This is a genomic window from Laspinema palackyanum D2c, assembly GCF_025370875.1.
In the GTDB taxonomy this organism is placed as follows: domain Bacteria; phylum Cyanobacteriota; class Cyanobacteriia; order Cyanobacteriales; family Laspinemataceae; genus Laspinema; species Laspinema palackyanum.
The window spans coordinates 95,350-117,840 of the sequence record NZ_JAMXFD010000007.1 but is presented as its reverse complement, the minus strand read 5'-3'; the positions used below and the strand labels follow the sequence as shown (position 1 = coordinate 117,840).

General features: G+C 47.7%; 15 protein-coding genes. 3 read left to right on the top strand and 12 right to left on the bottom strand.

What is annotated here, in order from left to right:
• Positions 1-210 precede the first annotated feature (210 nt).
• The 7 genes from NG795_RS11315 to NG795_RS11285 all read right to left on the bottom strand — a co-directional run bounded on the left by NG795_RS11315 (position 211) and on the right by NG795_RS11285 (position 12,060).
• On the bottom strand, positions 211-780 hold the full coding sequence (locus NG795_RS11315; RefSeq protein WP_367288776.1) for an REP-associated tyrosine transposase: 570 nt from the start codon (positions 778-780) through the stop codon (positions 211-213).
• A gap of 339 nt (positions 781-1,119) precedes the next feature.
• Positions 1,120-3,870: a GAF domain-containing sensor histidine kinase gene (locus tag NG795_RS11310; RefSeq protein ID WP_367288775.1), complete on the bottom strand. Its 2,751-nt coding sequence runs from the start codon at positions 3,868-3,870 to the stop codon at positions 1,120-1,122.
• Between the two features lie 723 nt (positions 3,871-4,593).
• Positions 4,594-4,920, bottom strand: a complete 327-nt coding sequence (locus NG795_RS11305) for an Hpt domain-containing protein (protein WP_367288774.1) — start codon at positions 4,918-4,920, stop codon at positions 4,594-4,596.
• A gap of 528 nt (positions 4,921-5,448) precedes the next feature.
• Positions 5,449-8,502: an exonuclease subunit SbcC gene (gene sbcC / locus NG795_RS11300; protein ID WP_367288773.1), complete on the bottom strand. Its 3,054-nt coding sequence runs from the start codon at positions 8,500-8,502 to the stop codon at positions 5,449-5,451.
• Between the two features lie 541 nt (positions 8,503-9,043).
• Positions 9,044-9,256, bottom strand: coding sequence for a hypothetical protein (locus tag NG795_RS11295; protein ID WP_367288772.1), 213 nt, complete (start codon positions 9,254-9,256; stop codon positions 9,044-9,046).
• A gap of 601 nt (positions 9,257-9,857) precedes the next feature.
• Positions 9,858-10,589, bottom strand: coding sequence for a hypothetical protein (locus NG795_RS11290; RefSeq protein ID WP_367288771.1), 732 nt, complete (start codon positions 10,587-10,589; stop codon positions 9,858-9,860).
• Positions 10,590-10,626: 37 nt separating this feature from the next.
• Positions 10,627-12,060, bottom strand: coding sequence for a sensor histidine kinase (locus NG795_RS11285; RefSeq protein ID WP_367288770.1), 1,434 nt, complete (start codon positions 12,058-12,060; stop codon positions 10,627-10,629).
• A gap of 568 nt (positions 12,061-12,628) precedes the next feature.
• Here NG795_RS11285 and NG795_RS11280 point away from each other — a divergent pair.
• Positions 12,629-12,946: a DUF3155 domain-containing protein gene (locus tag NG795_RS11280; RefSeq protein WP_015150024.1), complete on the top strand. Its 318-nt coding sequence runs from the start codon at positions 12,629-12,631 to the stop codon at positions 12,944-12,946.
• 680 nt (positions 12,947-13,626) lie between these two features.
• On the opposite strand, the gene NG795_RS11275 is transcribed toward NG795_RS11280, so the two are convergent.
• The 3 genes from NG795_RS11275 to NG795_RS11265 form a co-directional block, all read right to left on the bottom strand.
• Positions 13,627-14,214 carry a cofactor assembly of complex C subunit B gene (locus tag NG795_RS11275; RefSeq protein ID WP_367288769.1) on the bottom strand — a complete coding sequence of 196 codons (588 nt, stop codon included), beginning with the start codon at positions 14,212-14,214 and terminating at the stop codon, positions 13,627-13,629.
• Positions 14,215-14,715: 501 nt separating this feature from the next.
• Positions 14,716-16,860: a glycogen debranching protein GlgX gene (glgX, locus tag NG795_RS11270; protein ID WP_436836046.1), complete on the bottom strand. Its 2,145-nt coding sequence runs from the start codon at positions 16,858-16,860 to the stop codon at positions 14,716-14,718.
• Positions 16,861-17,246: 386 nt separating this feature from the next.
• The gene (locus NG795_RS11265; protein ID WP_367288768.1) at positions 17,247-17,834 is read right to left on the bottom strand and encodes a thioredoxin family protein; all 588 of its coding nucleotides are present in this window, start codon (positions 17,832-17,834) and stop codon (positions 17,247-17,249) included.
• Between the two features lie 591 nt (positions 17,835-18,425).
• Between NG795_RS11265 and NG795_RS11260 the strand changes: the two genes are divergently transcribed.
• Positions 18,426-19,466: a pentapeptide repeat-containing protein gene (locus NG795_RS11260; protein ID WP_367288767.1), complete on the top strand. Its 1,041-nt coding sequence runs from the start codon at positions 18,426-18,428 to the stop codon at positions 19,464-19,466.
• A 562-nt stretch (positions 19,467-20,028) separates the two neighbouring features.
• On the opposite strand, the gene NG795_RS11255 is transcribed toward NG795_RS11260, so the two are convergent.
• Positions 20,029-20,229, bottom strand: coding sequence for a hypothetical protein (locus tag NG795_RS11255; protein ID WP_207088410.1), 201 nt, complete (start codon positions 20,227-20,229; stop codon positions 20,029-20,031).
• Between the two features lie 632 nt (positions 20,230-20,861).
• Here NG795_RS11255 and NG795_RS11250 point away from each other — a divergent pair.
• The gene (locus NG795_RS11250; RefSeq protein WP_367288766.1) at positions 20,862-21,644 is read left to right on the top strand and encodes an MBL fold metallo-hydrolase; all 783 of its coding nucleotides are present in this window, start codon (positions 20,862-20,864) and stop codon (positions 21,642-21,644) included.
• Between the two features lie 165 nt (positions 21,645-21,809).
• On the opposite strand, the gene NG795_RS11245 is transcribed toward NG795_RS11250, so the two are convergent.
• Positions 21,810-22,409 (bottom strand): gamma-glutamylcyclotransferase, encoded by a 600-nt coding sequence (locus NG795_RS11245; protein ID WP_367288765.1) that lies wholly within the window; start codon positions 22,407-22,409, stop codon positions 21,810-21,812.
• Positions 22,410-22,491 lie beyond the last annotated feature (82 nt).

The following is a 22,491-nucleotide window of genomic DNA, read 5'->3' as shown; positions in this document are numbered from 1 at the left end:
CAGAAACCCGGTTTCTTGGTCTTTGGCAGGGGTTCAGAAACCGGGTTTCTTTCCTCAATTTAGGTCAATTTGCAACAATTGTCGCAGAAACCCGGTTTCTTGGTCGGCGGGGGTTCAGAAACCGGGTTTCTTTCCTAAAATTTAGGTCAATTTGCAACAATTGTCGCAGAAACCCGGTTTCTTGCTCTTTTGTCGGGGGTTCAGAAATCTTTATTCGTCAAATGTTAAATGTTGAATTGATGGATTGTCGGGTGAATTTTCTACAAAATAACGATAATTCTCAACGGATTGAAATTGCGATCGCAGTTTATTCCATTGCGGTATAGTCCCTTGGCGCAGTTCCAGATATTCTGGATAGCTGGAGAACTCCCAATCCTCTGGTTTTTCAACAAGGTTAGCCTTGACTGGGTTTAAATGAATATATTGAGTGAGATGAAGCAAATATTCATCTTGATGGACATGAATCGCCTGGAAAGGCCCCTGAAATAAGGAGCCTACTTTTTGATAGCGCTTATTGATAGCTTTGGTGTAAGACAGGGTAAATGCTTGCATGACTTGGGAAAAGTTATTATTTTTTAGGTAAATTAATAAATGATAGTGATTCGGCATCAGACAATAAGCGATGATGTCTGCCGTATTGTTTTCGATTAAATATTTTTTGATTTGGCGTAAAAAATGAATGTAGTTATCTCTTTCAAAAAAAATAAGTTGGCGATTATTACCTCGGTTATAAATATGGTAGTAATGACCTGTTTGAAAGACAAGTTGGCGACGTGGCATTTCAAAAAGTAGGTTAGTAGACTAGATTAAACGGTGGTTTGTTAACTGATTATGGCAGAAACCTGGTTTCTTGTAAACTGGCAGCGGTTCAGGGGTTCAGAAACCGGGTTTCTTTCCTAAATTTAGGACAATTTGCAACAATGGTCGCAGAAACCCGGTTTCTTGGTCTTTTGGGGTTCAGAAACCGGGTTTCTTTCCTAAATTTAGGACAATTTGCAACAATTGTCGCAGAAACCCGGTTTCTTGCTTGCTCTTTTCCCAGGGGTTCAGAAACCGGGTTTCTTTCCTAAATTTAGGACAATTTGCAACAGTTGTTGCAGAAACCCGGTTTCTTGGTGCTTACGAACCCACTGCCATGAGTTGGGGTTTAGCAACGATCGCATTCTCGGATTGACGGACGGGAATTTCAATGACAAATTCTGCTCCCTCTCCCGGTTCAGAAATACAGGCGATCGCCCCTTTATGTTTTTCGATGATTTGATAACTAATCGAAAGTCCTAATCCCGTGCCTTTACCCACTGCTTTTGTGGTAAAAAATGGGTCAAATAATCGCGCTTTGATGTGATGGGGAATTCCCGGTCCGTTATCGCCGATCGCAATGATAACCCGGTCATTATGTCCCTGTTTCTTCACCCATTGGGTGCGAATGGTAATCCGGCTGGGGTTTTGGCGAATTTCTTCAAGGGATCGGCTTTCATTATAACTTTCTAAGGCATCAATGCCATTCGTGAGAATATTCATCAACACCTGATTGAGTTGTCCAGGATAGCACTCTACTAAGGGCAGTTTCCCATAGTCTTTGACCAATTCTATGCCCAAATGACCGGCTTTGGCTCGCAAGCGGTTTTGGAGAATCAGCAAGGTGTTATCAATCCCTTCATGCAGGTTGGCAAATTTCATTTCGGCTTGGTCTAGGCGGGAGAAATTCCGCAAGGATAAGACAATTTCTCGGATGCGATCGGCCCCGATTTTCATAGAATTGAGGACTTTTGGCATATCTTCGCGCAGAAACTTGAGGTCAATTTCTTCAGCGATTTCTTCGATTTCTGGGCCCGAGTCAGGATACCGTTTCTGATAGGCTTCTATCAATTTCAGCATATCTTGGGCATATCCATCCACATGAGATAAGTTCCCATAGATAAAGTTAACCGGATTGTTGATTTCGTGGGCGACTCCGGCGACTAATTGACCCAAACTAGACATTTTTTCGCTTTGAATCAGTTGTGCTTGGGTTTCCTGGAGTTGCCGTAAGGCTTGTTGTAATTCTGCTGCTTTGGTTTCGGCAGCGATCGCATTGGCACAGGCGCGATCGTATAATTCCGCTTGATGGATGGCGATCGCCAACTGATCGGCGAGTTGCTGCAACAGTTCTATTTCCGAAGTCCGCCATCCTCTGGATTTATGGCATTCATGGACAATCAGCAGTCCCCACACCTTGTTCCCGCGCGAGATGGGAACGCTCAGACTCGCCCGGACTTGTAAATGTTGCCAACAGGCGAGATGTTCGTCATTGCAGTGGGTTTTATACACATCTTCCACCGCTCGAACTAAAGGCTGTTGTGCCGATTGCAATTGGTCGGCACATTCCTGGTAAAAGCAATCATGTTCTTTGACGGCTTCGCGCAGACAGAGTTGGGAGGTACTTTCTTCGACAACGATTTGGCCTGCGGTTTCTTTGCTAAACTGATAGATAGCAACGCGATCGGCTCCCAATAATTGCCGCACTTCCCGCGCACTGGTTTGCAAGATGGTATTGATATCTAACGTGCGACGGATATGTTCCCCAATCAAGCGCAAGAGCGATTCTCGCTCCATAGTGGCACTTTTTTGGGCATATAAGCAGGCTTGTTGGATGGAAATCGCCAGTTGATCCGCGACGGCGCGGGCGAGTTCCCGGTCATGTTTGGACCACTGGCGGACTCGGGAACATTGATTAATATAAAGAATCGCATGGAGTCTGCCATTGGCTTGTACTGGCATAACCATCGAGGATTTGATCTCGGCTTTGTCATATTCTTCATTTTGCTTGCCGATCCGGGGGTCTTCGCTGACATCGGAGATGATCACTTCTTCGCGATGGGCGATCGTCCATTGGGTGATGGGTCCGTGGGTATCAAAGTCATCGATGGAGGAGGGGAAGGGGGGGCGACAGACTTCAAAGAGATGCTCTCTGCGGAAAGCTACATCGTTAGCCGCATTCCAGAAACAGTCCTCACGATGCCGATCGCCGGTGACCCCTTCTTCCCGATCTTCGACGAGGTGGATCAAGCAGCGATCGACTTCTAAGGCTTCTAACAGTTGGGCGATCGCCTGGGTTAAAATCGTTTCCAGGTCGAAACTCTGACGGGTTTGGTTAACAATTTGATTGACCAATCTCTCTCTTTGTGCTTGTTTTTGAACGCGATCGTACAATTGTGCTTGCCGAATGGCAATTTCCAGTTGTTGGGCGAGCAGTTGGACAAATTCCACCTCGGCAGTGGACCAAGTGCGAGAATTCTGTGAGAGACAGGCGATAAAGCCGATCCATCCCTCCTGTCCTTTCACGGGAACCAATAAATTGGCCAGGGCATCCAGTGTCCCCGGTGCAGAAACTGGCGGATGATTTTTGTCACCCTGGCTCAAGTTCTGGGGGGGACGCGCTACGGGACAATTAGAGATCAGGCGCGTCATCGCACCAAAGGTCCGGGACTCGTTCAGGGGACCACAACTGATCACCATCTGTCCTTGGGCGATCGCACTGGCGGAGGTGCCTAAAATCTCTAAGGGATGATATCCCACCTCCGCGAGGGGTTTCGTTCCCTCTAATGCTGCAAATTCGTGATTCCGGGTCCGTTTGCAGACCACTTGCACCCGTTCCGTGCGCTCAAAATACCACAAGAAACTACAGGCATCTAAGTTGAGCATTGTGGCAATCTCATCCACCGCTGTCTGGAGGATCGTTTTGAGTTCCAGAGATTGCCAGATTTGGTCGATGACTTTTCGCAACAAGGCGCTGCGCTTTTGGGGGTCTTCTATCTTATTGTGTTCCAACGGATTACTCAGAGAGACAGTAGGGATAACGCGGGGAAGCAAAAAAAAACTATTTAACATGGAGAACACCTCACCGATACTCATGGTGGGCCGCTTAGATTGTAATTTCTTAAATTGACGAGGGACTGTACCCCGCACAGAACTCGGGGTTTTCTGATGATTCTATTATTATTTATTTTTATCCCCTGATCTTTTAAATTTTGTAAAAATTATCATCAATTCCTCAAATTTGGGAGGGGGTACGGCTTTAAATTTAGGCGGATTTTTCTCCTGAAATTGTAGCCTATGCTACAGTTTACCAGCCAGCATAGGTTTGTCTTGGTGATGACTTACTTTATAAAAATTTTGTAATTAACTTAGAAAAGCTTTAAACAATACCATAAACACTTAATTCCGTCAAGACTTGTGACCCTTGAGCATCGGGGGATCAGTAAACTTTGGGGTGCTACTGCCACCGGCATGATTCCCCCAAGGCAAGACTAGCAGAGGTTCAAATTGCTGCTCAAAACTTACGCAATATTTAACATCAACCTTTAAATTTAGAGGCATCAGGAGCGAATCGCCTCTCCATTCAGGGTAAATATCTCAAAAGGAAGCTTAAGTCCTGCCAGTTTCGGGTCTTTTGCCTCTCCAACTGTACCCACATCCTAGAAACCCTGGGAATAATCGGGACATCCCGCCGAAACCTGATGAATAGGGAGATTTTTGACCTACCTGCTCAACCCCTAATTCGGATGAAAATGGGGTAACAATTCTGACTGATTGTGACCCCGCATAAATCGCTCAAATTTTAGAGAGATAATCTTCTAGCTCATTTAGAATTTTTTCTATATTTTCTAGGTCCTGTTCAGTTCCGTAGAGATTTTGCTGCTGTCCCTTTGTATCGAGTTCCAAGGCAATATTTTGGATAACGGTAAGGCCCATATTGGCGCTAGACCCTTTGAGTTGATGGGCTTGATTACTAAAAGCGGAATAATCATTTAGGGCTAAGAAATTCTTTAGAAGATTGAGGCTGACCCAAGCATCTTCGACAAATGCCTGTAAAATTTCTCGTTCAAATTCACGATCCCCACCGGAAATTTCTTGTAAGCGATCCAAGTTTACTGCCATTTAAAATTCACAAGATGCTAAGGATTACGTCGAGTACATTAATTTATCGAGGGAGGCGTCCGGTTTCCGTCAATCAGGCTTTCTCCCGAAGTAATCTCATGTAAGCGTCAGAAATTCGAGGGAAAACCCCAGATATTTAACTGAAGTTACTAACCGATTCTGGAGGACTGGGGTTAGGGGTTGACGAAGCTGATTAGACTGAGCAATTCGTTGGTTTGAATTAATAAGATAAATTAAAACAAAGCCTCCTTTCCTTAGAAAAAATGATACCATATCCTGAAGTGCTGAGGAGAAAAAATCCGACAGCCTGGGAGGGGGCGGCGATCGCGATAGAAGATCCTGCGCCGTGGGGTGAGTTGAACAGGGCTTCCGCAGAATAGAGAGGCGATTCGTGAATCCCCCTGACAACGGATCAATCGATGCGGGGGAGTGGGTTGCTTTGTCGCCGCCCCGGAAAGGTCCCACAGAAGCAGGCCCCCAATGGTTTGGGGATGAGATTGATTCCCGGGATTTGTCAGGAGATCCTGATTAAACTGATAAACTCAGTTGAGAACCATTTTGATTTTTGCTGACTTCAATGCGGGCTTGAAAGGCTTCGCGAAATTGCGGCATATGGGTCACGGTGAGAATGCAGGCAAATTCCGAGGCGATCGCATTAATTGCAGCAATCAAGCGATCGCATCCTTCCCGGTCCTGAGTTCCAAATCCTTCATCCACAATTAACATTTGTAACGAAGTACCCGCCCGATGAGCCAGTAATCGCGCTAATGCTAACCGAATCGCAAAATTAATCCTAAATGCCTCCCCTCCCGAATAAGTTTCATAAGCCCTTGTCCCTCGCGCATCGGCAATTAAAATATCCAAGGTATCAATTAATTTGGTATTTTTTTTGCTGCGTCCCCGAGTAGCGCGCTGAGTCACAAATTGAACATGGAGTTGATTGCCACTCAGGCGAGATAAAATCTGATTGGTTTCTCCCTCCAACTGCGGCAACACATTTTCAATCATCAAGGCTTGGATGCCATTTTTGCCAAATGCTGTTGCCAGTTCCCGATACACCCGTTCTTGACGACGAGAGGTTTCCAGTTGTTTACGTTGTTCTTCAGACTGACTTTGGAGTGCCGCGAGATGCTGTTGTTGTTGTTGCAGACGTCCTTTCGTTGCCAGTAAACTATCCAAGGAGGATCGCAAAAGCTGGATTTGTTTTTCGGTGGCTTTGATGCGATCGCCGGGGTCGGGGATATCCTGAAGTTGTTGATGCAGCGCTTGCATCTGCTGACGGAGCGCCGTGCGATCGCCTACTCGTGCCTCCAACTGACGAGTTAACTCCCCAATTCGCTGTTCAATCTGGGGATATTGTTGCTGTGCTTGCTTTAACTCCTCCAGTCGTCCCAGCCAGATTTGGCCGGTTCTTAACGCACCTCGGAGGCGGTTATGTTCCTGGGGGTCATAGCCAATGGTTTGTAAGTGGCGATCGAGCAACGCAATCTGCTGTTGCAAGGGAGAGTTTGTTTGTTGCTCTTGTAATGCGGCTTGTAATTGCGTCAGGCGTTGTTCTAACTCAGGCTTCCGCCCTTGTAATTGTGCCATTTGCCGTTGGGATTGCTGAATTTGCCCTTGCTTAATTTCCCCCCAACGCCAGCGTTTTTCCTCATTCAGGGCCAAACTGCGGTCTTGGTCATTGTAATTTAACTGTTGCAGCGACTGCTCCACCTGTTGCAGTTCTTGGTATAATTCCCCGGCATAACTTCCCGTATGTAGTGATTGTTCTAACTGTTGTTTTTCTATAGTGAGATGTTGTAAACGGTCCCGGGAGGCTAAAGTTGCATCAATTTGAGCCTGTAATTGTCCCCGACGTTCCCGCAAGGCATTGTAGTGTTTTAACTCTTCCTCCAGTTCCCGATACTCCTGCCGCAGAATCTGAATTTCCCGATCGCTCGTTGCGAGTTGTTCCTTCAACACCCACAACTGATTGATAATCCCCTGTTCCTGCGCTTTCTGCTTTTCAATCACTAAATCCCAGTGATGTTCATCCAAGGGTCTGTCACAGAGGGGACAAAGTGCATCCGGGACCTGTAACATCTGGATTTTTTGGGTAACCGCTGCCAGTTGGGTTTCATAATCCGAGGTTTGTGCCATCAACCGTTCCATAAAGCTGCGACGTTCTAAACCTTTTTCTCGCACCCGTTGTTGATAGACTCGTTTTTTCTCTAAGGCATTAATGGCGATCGCCACTTCTCCTAAGCTTTCCTCTAAAACATAGCTGTTATCTTGTTCCACTTCCAGGCGATGAATTTGACCGGCAATTTCTTCCAAACGTGCGGATAACCGAGTGCGAATGCGATCGAGTTCGACTTGTAGGGTTTGTTGTCGGGTCATCAGGGGTTTGACTCGCGTATGTAGCTCATCCAGATAAGTGAGGCGATCGCGCGCTTGTTGTAATTTCGCGATCGCTGCTTCAACTTCCGGCGCTTTATTCAGAATATCCTGTAGTTCCCCTTCCTGGCGGCGAATATACTCCAATTCCCCTTGGGTGGAAGAAATTTGGGATTCCAGGGAAGCCAAAGTTTTGCGTTCCTGGTCCTGTAATTGCTGACGCTGTTGAGTCGCTTGTTGATAAGATTGGAATTTAGAGGCTTGAACTTCTTCCTGTGCTTGTAATTGCTGATATTGATGATATCCCGCCAAAATTTCGCCCTCTTGTTTGAGCAGTGCCTCTAATTCTTGGCGGCGACGATGGTTGAGATTGAGTTCTTGGTGGGTGCGATCGCAGTCGTCCTTTAAGTGGCGATCGCGGTCCTGATGATGAGCGATTTGCTGTTGCCAGTTTTGGCGTTGGAGTTGGAGTTGTTGGAATTGTTGCAATTGCGATCGCTGGTGGTTCACTTGCTCTTGACCCTGGAGAATTTGCGCTTCCACCTGGTCCAGATTTTGGGCGATCGCGATGGTTTCTTGTAATCGTTGCTGTAGCGAAGCTAAACTTTGTTCTAGCAACTGGACTTGACCCTTTGCTTCCCGCGATCGGTCTTTTGCCTGTTCTGCCAACTCATCATAATGGTCCAACCTCAGCAGAGTTGCCAAAACCTGCTTCCGTTCCGAGGGTCGTTTCAACATAAACTCATCCGCTCGACCTTGGCGCAGGTAAGATGAATTGGTAAAGGTTTCGTAGTCGAGTTTGATATGTTGGATAATCTTATCCTGAGTCGCTCGTAAACCCTTCTCCGTCAGAGAGCGAAACTCAAGATGCTCTAGTTGATTGGCAGTCAAATCCTCCGCAGTCGTTGCCACTTGAAATTCCAGAGCACTGGATTGACCCCGTTGGCGAGAACGAATGACCCGATAGATTTGCTGATTGGTTTGGAAGGTAAAATCCACCCGCGCTTCCATTTCCCCAGTATGAATAATATCATCCTCAGTTCCAGCGCGACTATTTCCCCAGAGGGACCAGGCGAGGGCTTCCAAAAGGGAGGATTTTCCGGCACCATTTGGTCCACAAATACAGGCGGTATGCAACCCATGAAAGTCTAGGGTAGCTTCGCGATAGCTCAGAAAGTTTTTTAAACTCAGTTCTAAGGGAATCATATTAATCAGGCTTACTCATAAAAGGGCAGTCGCCCCAGGGGTTCAGAACGGGTGAAGGGAGAGGGATTATCGAAGGCTGGGAAAGCCAGTTGAATCTACAGAAGCGATCGCCTTTCCTCCCCAATGGTCCAGGTTTTTTCTGGCATTTGTGGCATTGACGACCAATTCAACTTTCTATTTTGAGCCAGATTTCTACCGGATTCTACCTTTTGACCGCTTAATTTTACAAATATTTACAATTATAGAAATTTTCCCATCCTTGGCAATCAAGGATGGGAAAATTTAATCGAGTTTCCGTTATCTCAACCCCGTAATTTTAGAGTCATCTTCCCCATTCTCCCCATCCCCTGAAGCGAATCAGCCTAAAGTGGGTGAGAAGCCGCTCTACATTGTCCCCAATCCAGGGGAAGAATCATCCCCGTGATGGAAAAATCTATCGACAGCACCTGTGTAGCGATCGCACTGTTGATAAAAACCCTCTACCCTTCCCCATCTCCCCAATCAACCCAGGACAAATGACAAATGACAAATGACCCCTAACCTACCCCCGAACCTTCAACAACTGACAGCGATCTAACAGTAAAGCTAAAGCACCCACCATCTGAATCTGCCACGGGGCCAAGATTAACGCCACAACCGCTAACAGTCCAGCTAGGGTCATGGTCATCACGCCTACGGTTTCCTCAGAAGTGCGTCGATTAATCAGAAAGGCACAGACTGAAATGCTGAGAGGAATTATACATACCGGATGCATCTTGGGTTGGCTCCTATTGAAAGCTCGTAAAAGTAACTAAGGCTACAAAATTGCTACTCAATCTAATGTAGCACCGAATACCAAATCCGGACCCGTTCATTTATCTAAATTCCCTGACAGGTTTTCCCGATTAAAATAGCAGCAGACTGCCCTCAAATGGCCGAATTTTCGACATTTATTAGGGTTAGCCTCTGGGGAATTCCAACCCCGGGAGTCAGAAATTTTCTAAGCCTAGAGGAAGAGTCCGACCCACCTCTACCCTTAGAGGTAGTTCTTTGGAAATGATAACGCCTAGATTTAGTTTCCGCAATAGATTCGTTAAAATAATTTCTCATTTCCCACCGGGCAAGAGTTTTAGGGTTTTCCCTCCTGAAATTAATCCCTGAAAACTCCTGAAAAAATCCCCCTAATTCCTCTGGCGCATCCGTCTGTGGACAGAGTTTTATTGATAACTTCCGGGCAGGATTCTCGGGTCCCTGAGCCTCCAGATTTTAATAAGTCTAAATACTTAAATAAACATTGAACCCTTATAGGTGTGGGTTTTTATAGCCCCTTAATAATTGAAGGGAGTATCCAAATCAATCCCTTACCTTCCTAAGAGTCAGATGATGAGTAATAGTACCGAATAAACACCCGCACCCGCCGCAAAGGCCCAAAATTGGGTTTCCCGTTCTTCCGGTAGTTCTTCCTTGAGGATGTTGAGAATAATGCCTCCGGCTAAAAAGGCAAAGAGTAGGGCGATCGCCTCATGGGAAATGATCGTTGCACGACCAATCGCCCATCCCACAATCACCGCTGCCGCGAGTACCCAGCGCCCAGTGTGATCGTAAACCCGTTTGTGATGTTCGCGCAAGCCAAAGTTATTGACGAGAAAATGCAATGCCATTGCGATGAAAAAGAAGCACAAACTCAAAACACTCGCTTCTTCTTCTGGATCGGACAGCAGATAGCCAATCAGGGCGTTATAAAGAGAAAAAGAAATAATATGTAGCCAAAACACCTGATCGCTTGTGGCATCTCCTCGCCCCATTTTAACTTGGTGCTGCCGCGATGTCTTCGCTAGTTTTTCCAACCCGTAAAATATAGAGAATCCTAACAGTGACATCAGGTAAACATGATGCTCTAAAAACTCCAAGCCGTTGAGCGCTGACGCCTCAACCCGAGCTTGTCCTTCACTCAGTTCGGGAAAAATGTGCATAAAAGTGTAAGCGACCGATACGCCACCCGCCATTGAAAGCCAGCAGTTACGCGGAACCGAATCAAGAAAGAGCAGATTTTTGGCCCCAATATGAACGATCGCTAAGGCGATCGCCAAGAGTAAAGTTAAATTCATAGCGCAGATGAAAACATTGAGACTATTGAGGGGAGAATCACCCTGAGAGTTGCAGCCAAACAATAAAGGTTGTCCCCGGATGATTGGAACTGGGGCGGTTTTTCCAATTGGGATCTCGCCATTGGGGGGGAGTGGGACTAAAGACTTCGATTTCCCCTTGCATTTGGGTGATCAGTTCGCGGGCGATCGCCAATCCCAATCCCGTACCGGGAATATCACTCTGGGCTTTGACACCGCGATAATACCGTTGAAATAACTGTTCTAAGTCTTGGGGGGGAATGCCGATACCCGTGTCACTAATGGCGATCGCCATCAAGGTTACCCCCTCAATTTGGCACTTATCCCCCACTTTCACATAAATTTCGCCTCCGGAGGGGGTATATTTCAAGGCATTGTCAATCAAATTACTCAAGACTTCCCGCAGGGCCTTGGAAGAAGCGAGAACCGGAGGCAATTCCGACGGGATCTCGGTATTGAGTTGCAGATGCCGTTCGCTGGCGATCGCCTGGGCTGAAATCAGCAAGGGTTCCAGTACAGTCCGGATATCGCAGGGTTCTACATCAAAAGCCGGGAGTAACAATTGTGGCGATCGCTTCTCCAACATCGGGGTTTCCGACGGGACCTCGGTTTGCACATCCGGGACCGCTGCGATTTCTTCCGGTTCGATCGCCAGATTCATCTGTTGCAGTAACTCTTGAACGCGATCGCTCTCCCGCAGGATACTTCCGGCAATATCGCGGTTCGGGTCCGGTTCCCGGAGGCGTTTTAACAATAATTTTCCAAAGGTGCGTAAGGCGGTGAGGGGACTGCGGACCTGGTGCAGGAGGTTATCGAGTAAATCATGTTGTTCCGCTTGCAGGCGTTGATGTTGGCGCAGTTGCTGACTTAACCATCGCTGGCGTCGATCCAAAATGCAGGCGATCGCAATGGTTTGGGCGATATATTCAATCTGAATTCGTTCGCGATCGGTCCAGGGTCGGTCCTCGCGGCGCGTCACCAACAGTCCCATGACGATTTCTTCATGCAGCAGGGGTAAGACAATTTGCCTCGGTTGCGCCAAATCTTCCCCCTCGGCGATCGGTTCATCTTCTGGGTTTAAATAGCGGATGGGTTCGACTAAATGAACCGTCACGGGTCTTTGGGAGGAAGCGGAGACCAAGGGAGGACCTGGGGTCAGGGAGGCATCCGTTCCCGTTATCGGGGGTTCCCCGGAAATTGCCGTGGGTGGAAAGTCGGGAGTGGGACGCCCGGGAATCTCTGTGGGAATCTCTGTACCGGCGATCGCCCGGGCGGGATTTTCTTCCCACACCACAGCGGTTTCCGGATAAGTCACAATCGGAATCAGCTTGGCTTCCCGGTCTTCTGCCAGTTCTTCTGTCAAATAGACCACGCTCACGGAGGATCCTAGCCCTTTCGAGAGCAAACCCACCTGTGATTTACACAGGGCAACAAATTCTGAACTGGCTCCCATTCCCATCTTCCCTTATTCGATTTAACAAAGTAACGCTCACTGATGCCCGCCTCTTTCCCCGCACCCTGTTTATGCTGACTCGCTTAACCCGAGGACCGGACCCTCTGTGTTCATGTTGGCAGAAATTGGGTCCGGTTGCTTACTTCTGGGGTAAGATACTTTAGCCCCATTGATAAAACCCGTTGAACCTTCTTTGTATTTTCGGGCAATTTTGTGGCAATTTTGTGGCAATTTTATGGCAATACCGGGACGTCAGGGAGTGAGGACGAGCCATCACCGCAGGAATAAAGCGCCGCTTCCTCGGGTAAACAGGGCCGGAGAATTCTGCACTCCTACGTCGGTTCCCCTCTATTGATTTTTGTAACAAATTTTATAGTTTTGTGAATTTTTGCCGTTCCTCTCTCGAAAGGGGAGCAAAAAAAGTCTGAAAAGGCTGATGAGATAAGAGATGCGGCGTTTGGTAACAAACTTAGCAAGAGGGATTGATTTTTTTTATTACAGCGGATATAATCAGCACGACTTTTGTAACCATCACTACACCTGTCGGCTGAAATAGGAGGTAAGGATTTTGGCAAGGAGACGTAAGCGTAAGAGCCGTCGCCGCCAAGAAGGGCGCAGGATTTTAGAGCACGTGCCTCAGTATAGTATCGAAAGCGGTGAAGATAAGCCAGTCACAGCCGCCCGTAAATTCATCAAGGCAGAAGGCATCGTGCCTCCAGCTTTGTTGTTAGTCAAGAGAAACGAGCATACCACGGATCGATACTTCTGGGCAGAGAAAGGATTGTTCGGTGCTCAATATGTAGAAGAAAATCATTTCTTATTCCCAAGCTTAAAGTTTTTTGAGAGCAAAGCAGAAATACCCCCTGTGGCTTTATCAGTCAGGTAAAAGGGTTTTTCTGTCAGTCATGAGAACTGAAGGTTCACGGGACCAGACGGCTGCGGCGAGGGATTATACTGGGCGGGCGATCGCCTCGGATGACCCTGCGGTGCGAGGGTGGGATTCCTAGCGGACTCGAACAGAGTGGCGCGTAAATTTAGCAAATTTACAAGGGCATTCACCAGGTTTTTGCCAAATCTGGGGTCATAGAGAGTCCCGTAAGGGCAAATGTGCCGTCAATCGGTTGATTTGTCATGGGAAAAGAACGGTTTTAGTCCCGCATCAGGAGTCGCGATCTTAATAGCGCATCCAGTTTCCTTGGCGATTTAGGGAAACCCGCGTCCAGTCGCGATCGCCGCGAGTTCTAAAACCTGAACTTTTCCAGGGCGATCGGTTCCACGACGGCCAAGGTAAAGTTCGGGTCCCAATCTGGGCTATCACCCTGCCGAAATGACTCGTCATCCTCACCAGGAACCGAGTCAAAAGCGTTTGGCTGATCAAACTCAACTTTATGTCGGACTTGACCGAATGGGGTCAATAAGGAAACAAACCGATTAAAATACGACGCTTTTTAGAAATTAGCTCCATGACAAGCTCACGGGTTTGCATCGGGCTAATTTCTGCTATGGTATCGCCCTCAAGGGTCAGTACAGGATGAGATAACCCGGTAACCGTCCGGGTTTCTTGTCCTACTTTGTTGCTGTATTTGTAGAGTTCAACTCCAGCAACCCGGTGGTCTTCCCTTGACTGTACCGAGGTCCCAGGGTTTGCTTAAGCACCGCCAACTCATCCCGATGACCCGTGACTGTAATTCTATTTTGGGTCGGATTATCCCCAGAACTCTCCATAGACTTGACTTGGAGAGAAACCTGTTCCATGCGACCCGAATTTTGCCAATAAAACCATCCAGCGACTGGGGACAACAGAATCAACCCCAGAAATAAATTCCCCCCTTGTGGGATGACCATTGAGAGAATGAGGCCCAAACAGAGCATCCCCACTGCCGCCAACAGGGTCAAGAAAATCGCCAGAAACCAACTGGGACGGACATATCCTTCAAAGGTGACTTGATTGCGTTCCCCATCTACTGCCTTCACCCGATAAGCGCGGCGATCGAAATACCCTTGTAACTCAGGCAGAATCGCCTCTTCCGGCTGTTCGGTTACCCATTGCAGTTCCTCCGTTCGGTCCTTCACCGAGGCCCGAATAAAGAACAATAACCCGATCGTCATCAGTAGGGTTAAAAAAAATGTTGATGAGAGAGTCGTCGTATCCATCGGTTCTATCTAAATGACTTCATGACGCAATTTTACATAAATTTACAAAGAAACTACGACTTGGGCCTACTCTAACCGAGTCCTGGGGTACAGGATGAGAGCCCAGGGACAAGAAACCGGGTTTCTCACCCAAATTTATTGGCGATCGCCAAAGATTTTCTCAAGAAACCCGGTTTCTAACCAATGGGGTCCCCCTGGAGTAGGAAACCGGCAAACCCGGGCCTTTAAACCTCTTCCTTTCCCCAAAGGTGGCCTTAAATTGGAATCAATTTAAAAAAATTGTGATTTTTGATGCAGACGATATGTTAATCTACTATTCCTTACTATCCTGTTACATCGTCTTGCCATGAATTTGGCAGGTGTTGTGGTGCGTTGCGGTGGCTTCCGTGACGCACTCTTTTCCCCAAAACTGAATACGCAAAAATCCGGCATTTCTGAGATCAATGCCTAGAGGATATCGGGACAATCCAGGGACTGCCCCGACGCTTTATCTGGGCGTCTCTACTCGGAACGTCTTAACACCACCACCGATTGCCCGAAAACGGGGACCGTCTTATTCCCAGTATAGGTGGGTCCATCTTCCAAAAAACTGGGTTCCTTGGTATCAATCACCGCCACCCACTGCTGTTCATTTAAGCCCTCGGGTAACTTAAATTCGATTGATTCCCAATGGGCATTAAAGAACAGGAGGAAAGTTTCGTCAATGACTCGCTGACCATACCGATTGCGCCGAGGAATTTCCTGGCCATTCAACAAGACGGCGATCGCCTTGGCAAACCCCACACTCCACTCTTCATCCGCCATCTCGCTGCCATCGGGATTGAACCAGGCAATATCATTCACCGTCTTCCCATAAATCGGGCGGCCCTGAAACCACTTGCGCCGCTGAAACACCGGATGCTTGCGACGGAAATAAATCAATTGCCGAGTGAAATCTAACAACTGGGCTTTTTCCTCGGGAAACTCCCAATTTAGCCAGGAAATTTCACTATCCTGACAGTAGGCATTATTATTCCCCCCTTGACTCCGTTCCATTTCATCCCCCGCCAATAGCATCGGGATACCCTGGGACAGCATCAGCGTCACCAGAAAATTCCGCTTTTGGCGTTCTCGCAAGGCCAACACCTGGGGATCATCGGTATCTCCTTCTGCGCCACAATTCCAGGACCGATTGTGACTCTCCCCATCACAGTTATTTTCCCCATTGGCTTCATTATGCTTTTCGTTGTAGCTCACTAAATCGTAGAGGGGGAACCCATCATGAGCCGTGATAAAGTTAATACTGGCATAAGGACTCCGGCCTGTGGTTTCATATAAATCCGAACTCCCGGTAAACCGATAGGCAAATTCGCCTAGGGTCCGGTCCTCTCCTCGCCAAAAGTCACGCACGGTATCGCGATATCGCCCATTCCATTCCGACCATAACAGAGGAAAATTCCCCACCTGGTAGCCTCCGGGACCCACATCCCAGGGTTCAGCGATCAGTTTCACATCGGAAAGGACCGGATCCTGATGGATGATATTAAAGAAAGACCCCAGGTTATTAACGTCATACAATTCTCGCGCCAGGGCCGATGCTAAATCAAACCGGAACCCATCGACGTGCATTTCTAGCACCCAGTAGCGCAGACTATCCATAATTAATTTCAGGATTTGCGGATGGCGCACGTTTAGGGAATTGCCGCATCCCGTGAAATCCATGTTATATCGGAGATTGTCATCGACAAGGCGATAGTAGCAGGCATTATCTACCCCCCGCATGGATACCGTGGGACCGAGGTGATTGCCTTCTCCCGTGTGGTTGTACACCACATCTAAAATGACTTCGATACCCGCTTTATGCAGGGCCTTGACCATTTCTTTAAATTCCTGCACTTGTTCTCCGGGTACAGTGGCGGAACTATAACCAGAATAAGGGGCGAAGAAATTGATGGAGTCGTAACCCCAATAATTTTTGAGCCCTTTATCCGCCAAATGTCCGGGATAGGCTAGGAAGTGATGAACCGGCATGAGTTCGACTGCCGTAATCCCCAAGGTTTGCAGGTGAGAAATGACCGCAGGATGCGCTAGTCCACTATAGGTGCCTCGTATTTCTTCGGGGATATTCGGTTGAAGTTTGGTAAATCCTTTAACGTGGGTTTCGTAAATGATGGTTTCATGGAAGGGGGTTTGTAAGAGTTGGTCTCCTTCCCAATCAAAGGATTCATCAATGACGATGGATTTAGGGATTAAATGAGCGCTATCGGTATCGCTGAAGGAGAGGTCTTCTTCGGGGTCTTCCCAGTTATAGCCAGAGAGTTCGGGTCCGTTGAGCACATCCCCTTCAATGGCTTTAGCGTAGGGGTCGATCAGGAGTTTGTTGGGGTTAAATCGATGACCGGCAGCGGGGTCATAAGGCCCATGCACTCGATATCCATAGCGCTGTCCCGGGGAGATTCCAGGGATGTAGCCATGCCAGACATGGTTATCGACTTCGGTGATCGAAACCCGTTGCTCTTTGCCGTCTTTGTCAAATAAACAGAGTTCTACGCCTGTGGCGTTTTCACTAAATAAAGCAAAATTTGTTCCTTTACCATCCCAGTAGGAACCCAAGGGATAGACTTTACCGGGCCATACTTCTAAATGCATATTGATAGGTTCACTCACCACGAATTTTTAAAGAGAATCAAAAATTGCGATCGCGAGTTAATGCCGGAAACTTCCGGGGTCTGTTGGCGATCGCATTCGATTGTTCTCTCTTTAAATTTACGGGCTGGGCTGTTCTGTGGCTTCTACCCTAGGATTGATGCGAAGTGTTAGAGGTTATGTTACGCTAACTAGCCGGTCTGCACCACAATCCTAGCCCTCGACAAGTCCGGGTCAGGGTGGCTCAATAATCGGCCTTACATTATATCTCACTTTGGCGGGTGGGTCAAGCACAAGGGCTGATTCCCTTTACCTCATCAGTCCAGGAAGCGCTATATATCAAAAGGAGGAAAAAATAGCCGATCGCCCCAGGATATGGGTTTTCCGGGTTCTGGGGCGATCGGTTCCTACCATGCTCCATAATAGGCCGGTTCATGGCCCGGTTTCCATTTGATATTGCAGCCAATGCTAGGTTTTTGGTCTTGCGAAATGGGGTCTCCCGCCAATACCGCATCGATCGCCGAACGCAAGTCTTTTCCCGTCACGGGTTGATTATTCCCGGGACGACTGTCATCGAGTTGACCGCGATACACCAAGCGACGACGGCCATCAAAGACAAAAAAATCTGGGGTGCAAGCAGCAGTATAGGCGATCGCCACCTGTTGGGTTTGATCGTAACAATAGGGGAAGGAAAATCCTAACGTTAACGCCATTGCTTTGAGATGTTCCGGAGCATCCTGGGGATGAGTCTCCACAGAATTAGAGCTAATGGCTACAATTCCCACGGAGCGATCCTGGTAATATGAGCCAATATTGGCAAGTTCTTCTTGAATGTGCTTGACAAAGGGGCAATGTTGACAGATAAACATCACAACCAGTGCGGTTTTATCCCCAAAGGTTTCCAGGGAGATTGTCTTTGTGGTCACCACATCCGGGAGTTGAAAATCCGGTGCTGGGGTTCCTAGTGCCAGCATGGTTGAAGGGGTTAACGTCATGTTTTCTCCGGGTTTTTTAAGGGGTGGGCTTCAGGGGTTTATTATCGGTCAGGAATGGTCCTCCGTTCAAATCCCCCTCTAGGGCATTTCCCCCTTAACTTCCCGTCCCTTTGTTCGACGCTGTACTACAAGCTATCAAATTTGTCAACCGAAAATTCTCGGAGATTTCTCCGTAGGTGGAAAATGTAGCCGATGAAACGAACTGTTGTAGACTGTAAGAAAAAGGCCGTAACCGTGGGCGATCGCTGGTTTTTGGAGGGCGATCGATATTCTCCGGTCACCTAGATTCTATTTTCTCAACCCAACCTATCCCCAGAGTGACCCTCTGTTTTCCTGAGTCTCTAAAATTCTGTGTTCAGAGAAAATCCGAGCTAAAACCCTTGATATATAAGAATTTTGGCCTTTTACTCTCCCCAAATTCTTCACCCAATCTCATCGAAATTCAGCAGAATTGAACGCACCGACATCAGCCCGATAGACTTCGTTACAAAACGTAATGAGAGTTCAGAGAATACTCGGTTTCCCCGACTCCGTAAATTTGAGTAAAATTCTAATAGAAAGATTAAATAATTATAAGAAAGTATTTTAGCTATGACGGCGGACCTCCTGAGCGCACCTAAACTTAGCTTCTCCAAAGAAGAACTCTTGCAGCAATACGCAGGAGGAATGAGAGATTTTAATCGTCTGAGCCTCGCCAAAGCGGACTTAAGCGGAGCCAATCTCAGCGGTGTCTACTTAGGGGGAGCCAGCCTCACCAAAGCCGACTTGAGTGGAGCTAATCTGAGTCGAGCCAATTTAAGCGGAGCCAGCCTCAGTGGAGCCAACCTCACCGGAGCCAACCTCACCGGAGCCAACTTAGCTGGAGCTCACCTCAATTGGGCCGACCTCAGGGGAGCCAACCTCACCGGAGCCAACCTCAACAATGCCGATGTGAGCGGAGCCAACCTCAGTGGAGCCAACCTCAGTGGAGCCAAATTAAATCAAACCTACTTAATCGGCACGAATCTGACCTCTGCGGACCTGCGCGAAGCCGATCTCAGTCTGGCGAGCCTCAACAAAGCCGATTTAACCAAAGCCAACTTGCGTCAAGTTGACCTCACCGGTGCCAAACTCAAGCAAAGCAACTTGAACCTTGCGGATCTCACTCATGCCAACCTCAGTGGTGCAAATCTCAAGCAAGCTAACCTCAGTCAAGCTCATCTCAATTGGGCTAACCTCAACCGAGCAGATATTCGGGAAGCTAATCTGTGCGGCGCGAATCTCAGCAAAGCCAACCTCAGCCAAACGGATTTAACCGAAGTTTGCCTCAAGGATGCCCAATTAAGTGGGATTAACTTTAGTGGGGCCAATTTAACCGGGGTTGATTTAAGTAATAAACTGCTCACTGGCGCGAACCTCAGTGGTGCCGAACTCAGTCTTGCCAACTTGAGTGGCGCTTATCTGATTCAAACCAATCTGAGTGAAGCGAATTTGAGTGAGGCTAATCTGATGGGTTCTCATTTGATGGATGCAGATTTGACCAAAGCTAATCTTTCGGGCGCAAACCTCTCTCAAGCGAATGTGGTCAATGTCAACCTTCGCGGAGCCAATTTGAAAGGGGTCATTCAACCCAATGGAAAAGCCCGCAGCTAAAATGCCCGTTCAGTAGCGGTTAGCAACCCGGTTTCTTGACAAAATTTGGGGGGTTTGCCACAACCTAGGGCCAGAAGCCTGGCTTCTTGTGCGCTTAACTTAATTCTGTGAGGGAAGTTTCTGTAAAGAAATCCGGTTTGTTTGTCTTCCCCATACTGTACCCCAGGACGAGGGGTGGGATAGAGTATGGAGTATAATTTATTGCGAATTATCCAAAATTTTGTACAGAAATCCAGTTCTTTGAACAATCGGCGTTTCTCGGTTCCTGGAGTATCGGAGCTGATCGGGATACGGCAGTGGGTATGCTTTGGGCGCTCCAGGCTGTGTCGGCGATGAAGTCAGGAGCGCTTTCTCTCTACCGGCGCATCATGGGGGGGTTTAGGTTGTAAAAAAATCCAAAATATACCTCAGAAACTGGAGAAACCCGATCTGGCTCTCCTTCTAACGAATCGTTTCAAGCCCAAAATTGATGTGTTTTTAGAGGGATCCCAGATTACTGTTTAACCAAGCTTCATCTGGACGATCGCGGCATGAATGACAACTGACCCTGGCCCACGGGGGTTTACTCTTCAACTCGTAACCATCCACGCCGGACTGCATGAAGCAGGCGGTTGATGGCGTCCATTTCATCTTCCGTGAGTGAATCCTTGAGTAGCGCGCTCATCAACCCCCAGCGTTCTAGGTAAGTGATTTTTCCGGAGCGCCAGATTTGACAAAAAATTTCTGAAATTGTCAATTTGTAGAAATTTCCCTGAATTACCATTTTCTCCCCTCGTGAAAACGTAATGATTTCTTTAACTTTATTATCCCAAGTATCGGGTATTTTATCAAGTTAATTTGTGATTTAAAGCTCCCTCCCTCTGTGATTTGAGTCCTAAATTCAGAGAATTTTTCAGGACCCCCGCCCGAAAACCATTGCTCTATGAGCGTTCTTGCACCTAGGCGATCGCCCGAAAAAAATTAGGGGAAAACCCATCAGGGATCCCATCTTTTTGAGCAGGGATCACGCAGAAGAAAAGGGCTATGGATTCGGGGGAGCAGAGGTGGTTGGTTCAGTCCTCCCCTTTGGGTCACTCGGGACAGGGTAGAACGTATAATTGACTAGCTGGGTTTCCATTTATCAATATTTGGGTCTGAAGCGCCCCTTTCTCTGATAGCCCGATTAGAGGGTGATGGGTGGCGATCGCCAACAGACAAAGAACACCACTGACTACCCCAACCCAACTCCTCCCTCGGCGCTATTGGCGAGGATTTAAAAAGGGGTGCTTTTATTGCAGTCGCCTCAATGTGATGAAAGTCCCTATCCCGAGGCAATTCCTAAAAATCTGAGCCGCAATTGTAACAAAGACGTAAAATATTGACAGGCGTTATCAATAAGATAAGATTGTTCGGATTATGTATTTGACTTGGTTAGACAGTAATTCGTGGCTCATTGAATTAGCCTCTAAGCGGATTCTACTCGACCCGTGGCTCGTGGGTCCATTAGTATTTGGAAACCAGCCTTGGTTGTTCAAAAGCGCTCGCCGCAGGGAACGCTCCATCCCGGACAATATCGACTTGATTTTACTGTCCCAGGGTTTGGAAGATCATGCTCATCCGCCCACCTTAAAACAACTCGATCGCCAGATTCCCGTTGTGGCTTCGGTCAATGCAGCTAAGATAGTCCAGGAGTTAAATTATACTCAAATCACCCCCCTGGCGCATGGGGAAAGTTTTTGCTTGGGAAATCAACTGGAAATTAAGGCGATTCCCGGTTCACCCATCGGACCTTTTGTGGTGGAAAATGCCTATATTCTCCGGGATTTAGCAACGGGGACGAGTCTGTATTACGAACCCCACGGGTCTCATTCTCCGACCCTGAAAAATGAAGGTCCCATTGATGTGGTGATCGCCCCAATTGTGGATTTATCCCTACCCCTGGTGGGTTCAATTATTAAGGGGAAAGAAAGTGCTTTAGAACTGGCTAGAATGCTGCAACCCCAAGTGATGCTACCCACAGCAGCGGGAGGGGATGTGATATTTGAGGGACTGTTAATGTCTGTGATTCGCGCTCAAGGAACGATTGAAGATTTTCGCTCGTTGTTGGCAAAGCACCAGATTCCCACGCGGGCGCTCGACCCCAAACCAGGCGATCGCATAGAGATTCCGTTAGAACAGCGCACTGCCCAGGTGAGGTGATCACTTGGGTATTTGGCCGGTGTGGTAGAGATTGAAAATACCCCGACTTCTCACCCGTTTTCGTGACAGAAAACGGGTTTTTTGAGGGGTGGAATGGGGCAATAAATATATTGAGCGATTTAGATGAGAAAGTTCGGCAATTTTCCCGCCAAAAAAGCGCTGTTTTCATCCGAGTAACTGGGTAGAAATTGCGGCAGTTTTGAGCGGCGTATTCTGAATGGGGCGGGTTTGCAACTGATGCATATAGTTGAATAGATGCCAACAGTAGGATTCCGGGAGTCCGCAGGTGACGGCCCCGCGTAAGACAACTTGAAAATACCAGTCGTTGGGGGGGAGTTCTTGCGAGAGCTTATGGGCTACGGTATAAGTGCGAACATTCTGGTAAACGGTGTGACCGGATAAGATTTCGATCGCCTCGCGATGATAGCCTTTTTCCCGTTCATCCAGGCGATCGGACAGCCGCCAAGGGAGTTGATAGAGAACGCCTTCGACAGAGGCTGTTGGGTCTTTGACGACATCGAGAACGCCGCAATTTCGTAAGGTTGAATATCCAGAAAATTGCAGTCGATAGCCTTTGAGGGTAGCCGGACCGATCGTGTATGGATGGGTGGGTTCCCCCAGCGATCGTTTTAAATCCACCGGACACATACAGGAACCATAGGCGAAATAGTAAAAGGTTTCCCTAGGAGATTCTAATTGGGCTGACCTTTTGCTCAGGGAAGGTTGGGTCTGCAAACCCTGTAAATGTCGAGGCTGAACGCTCATTTTTTAGCTAACCAGTTGCTAGGTATGAAGGAATTCTATCAAAGGGTTGGAGAAAAAACAAGCTTATCCCGACCGGAAAACC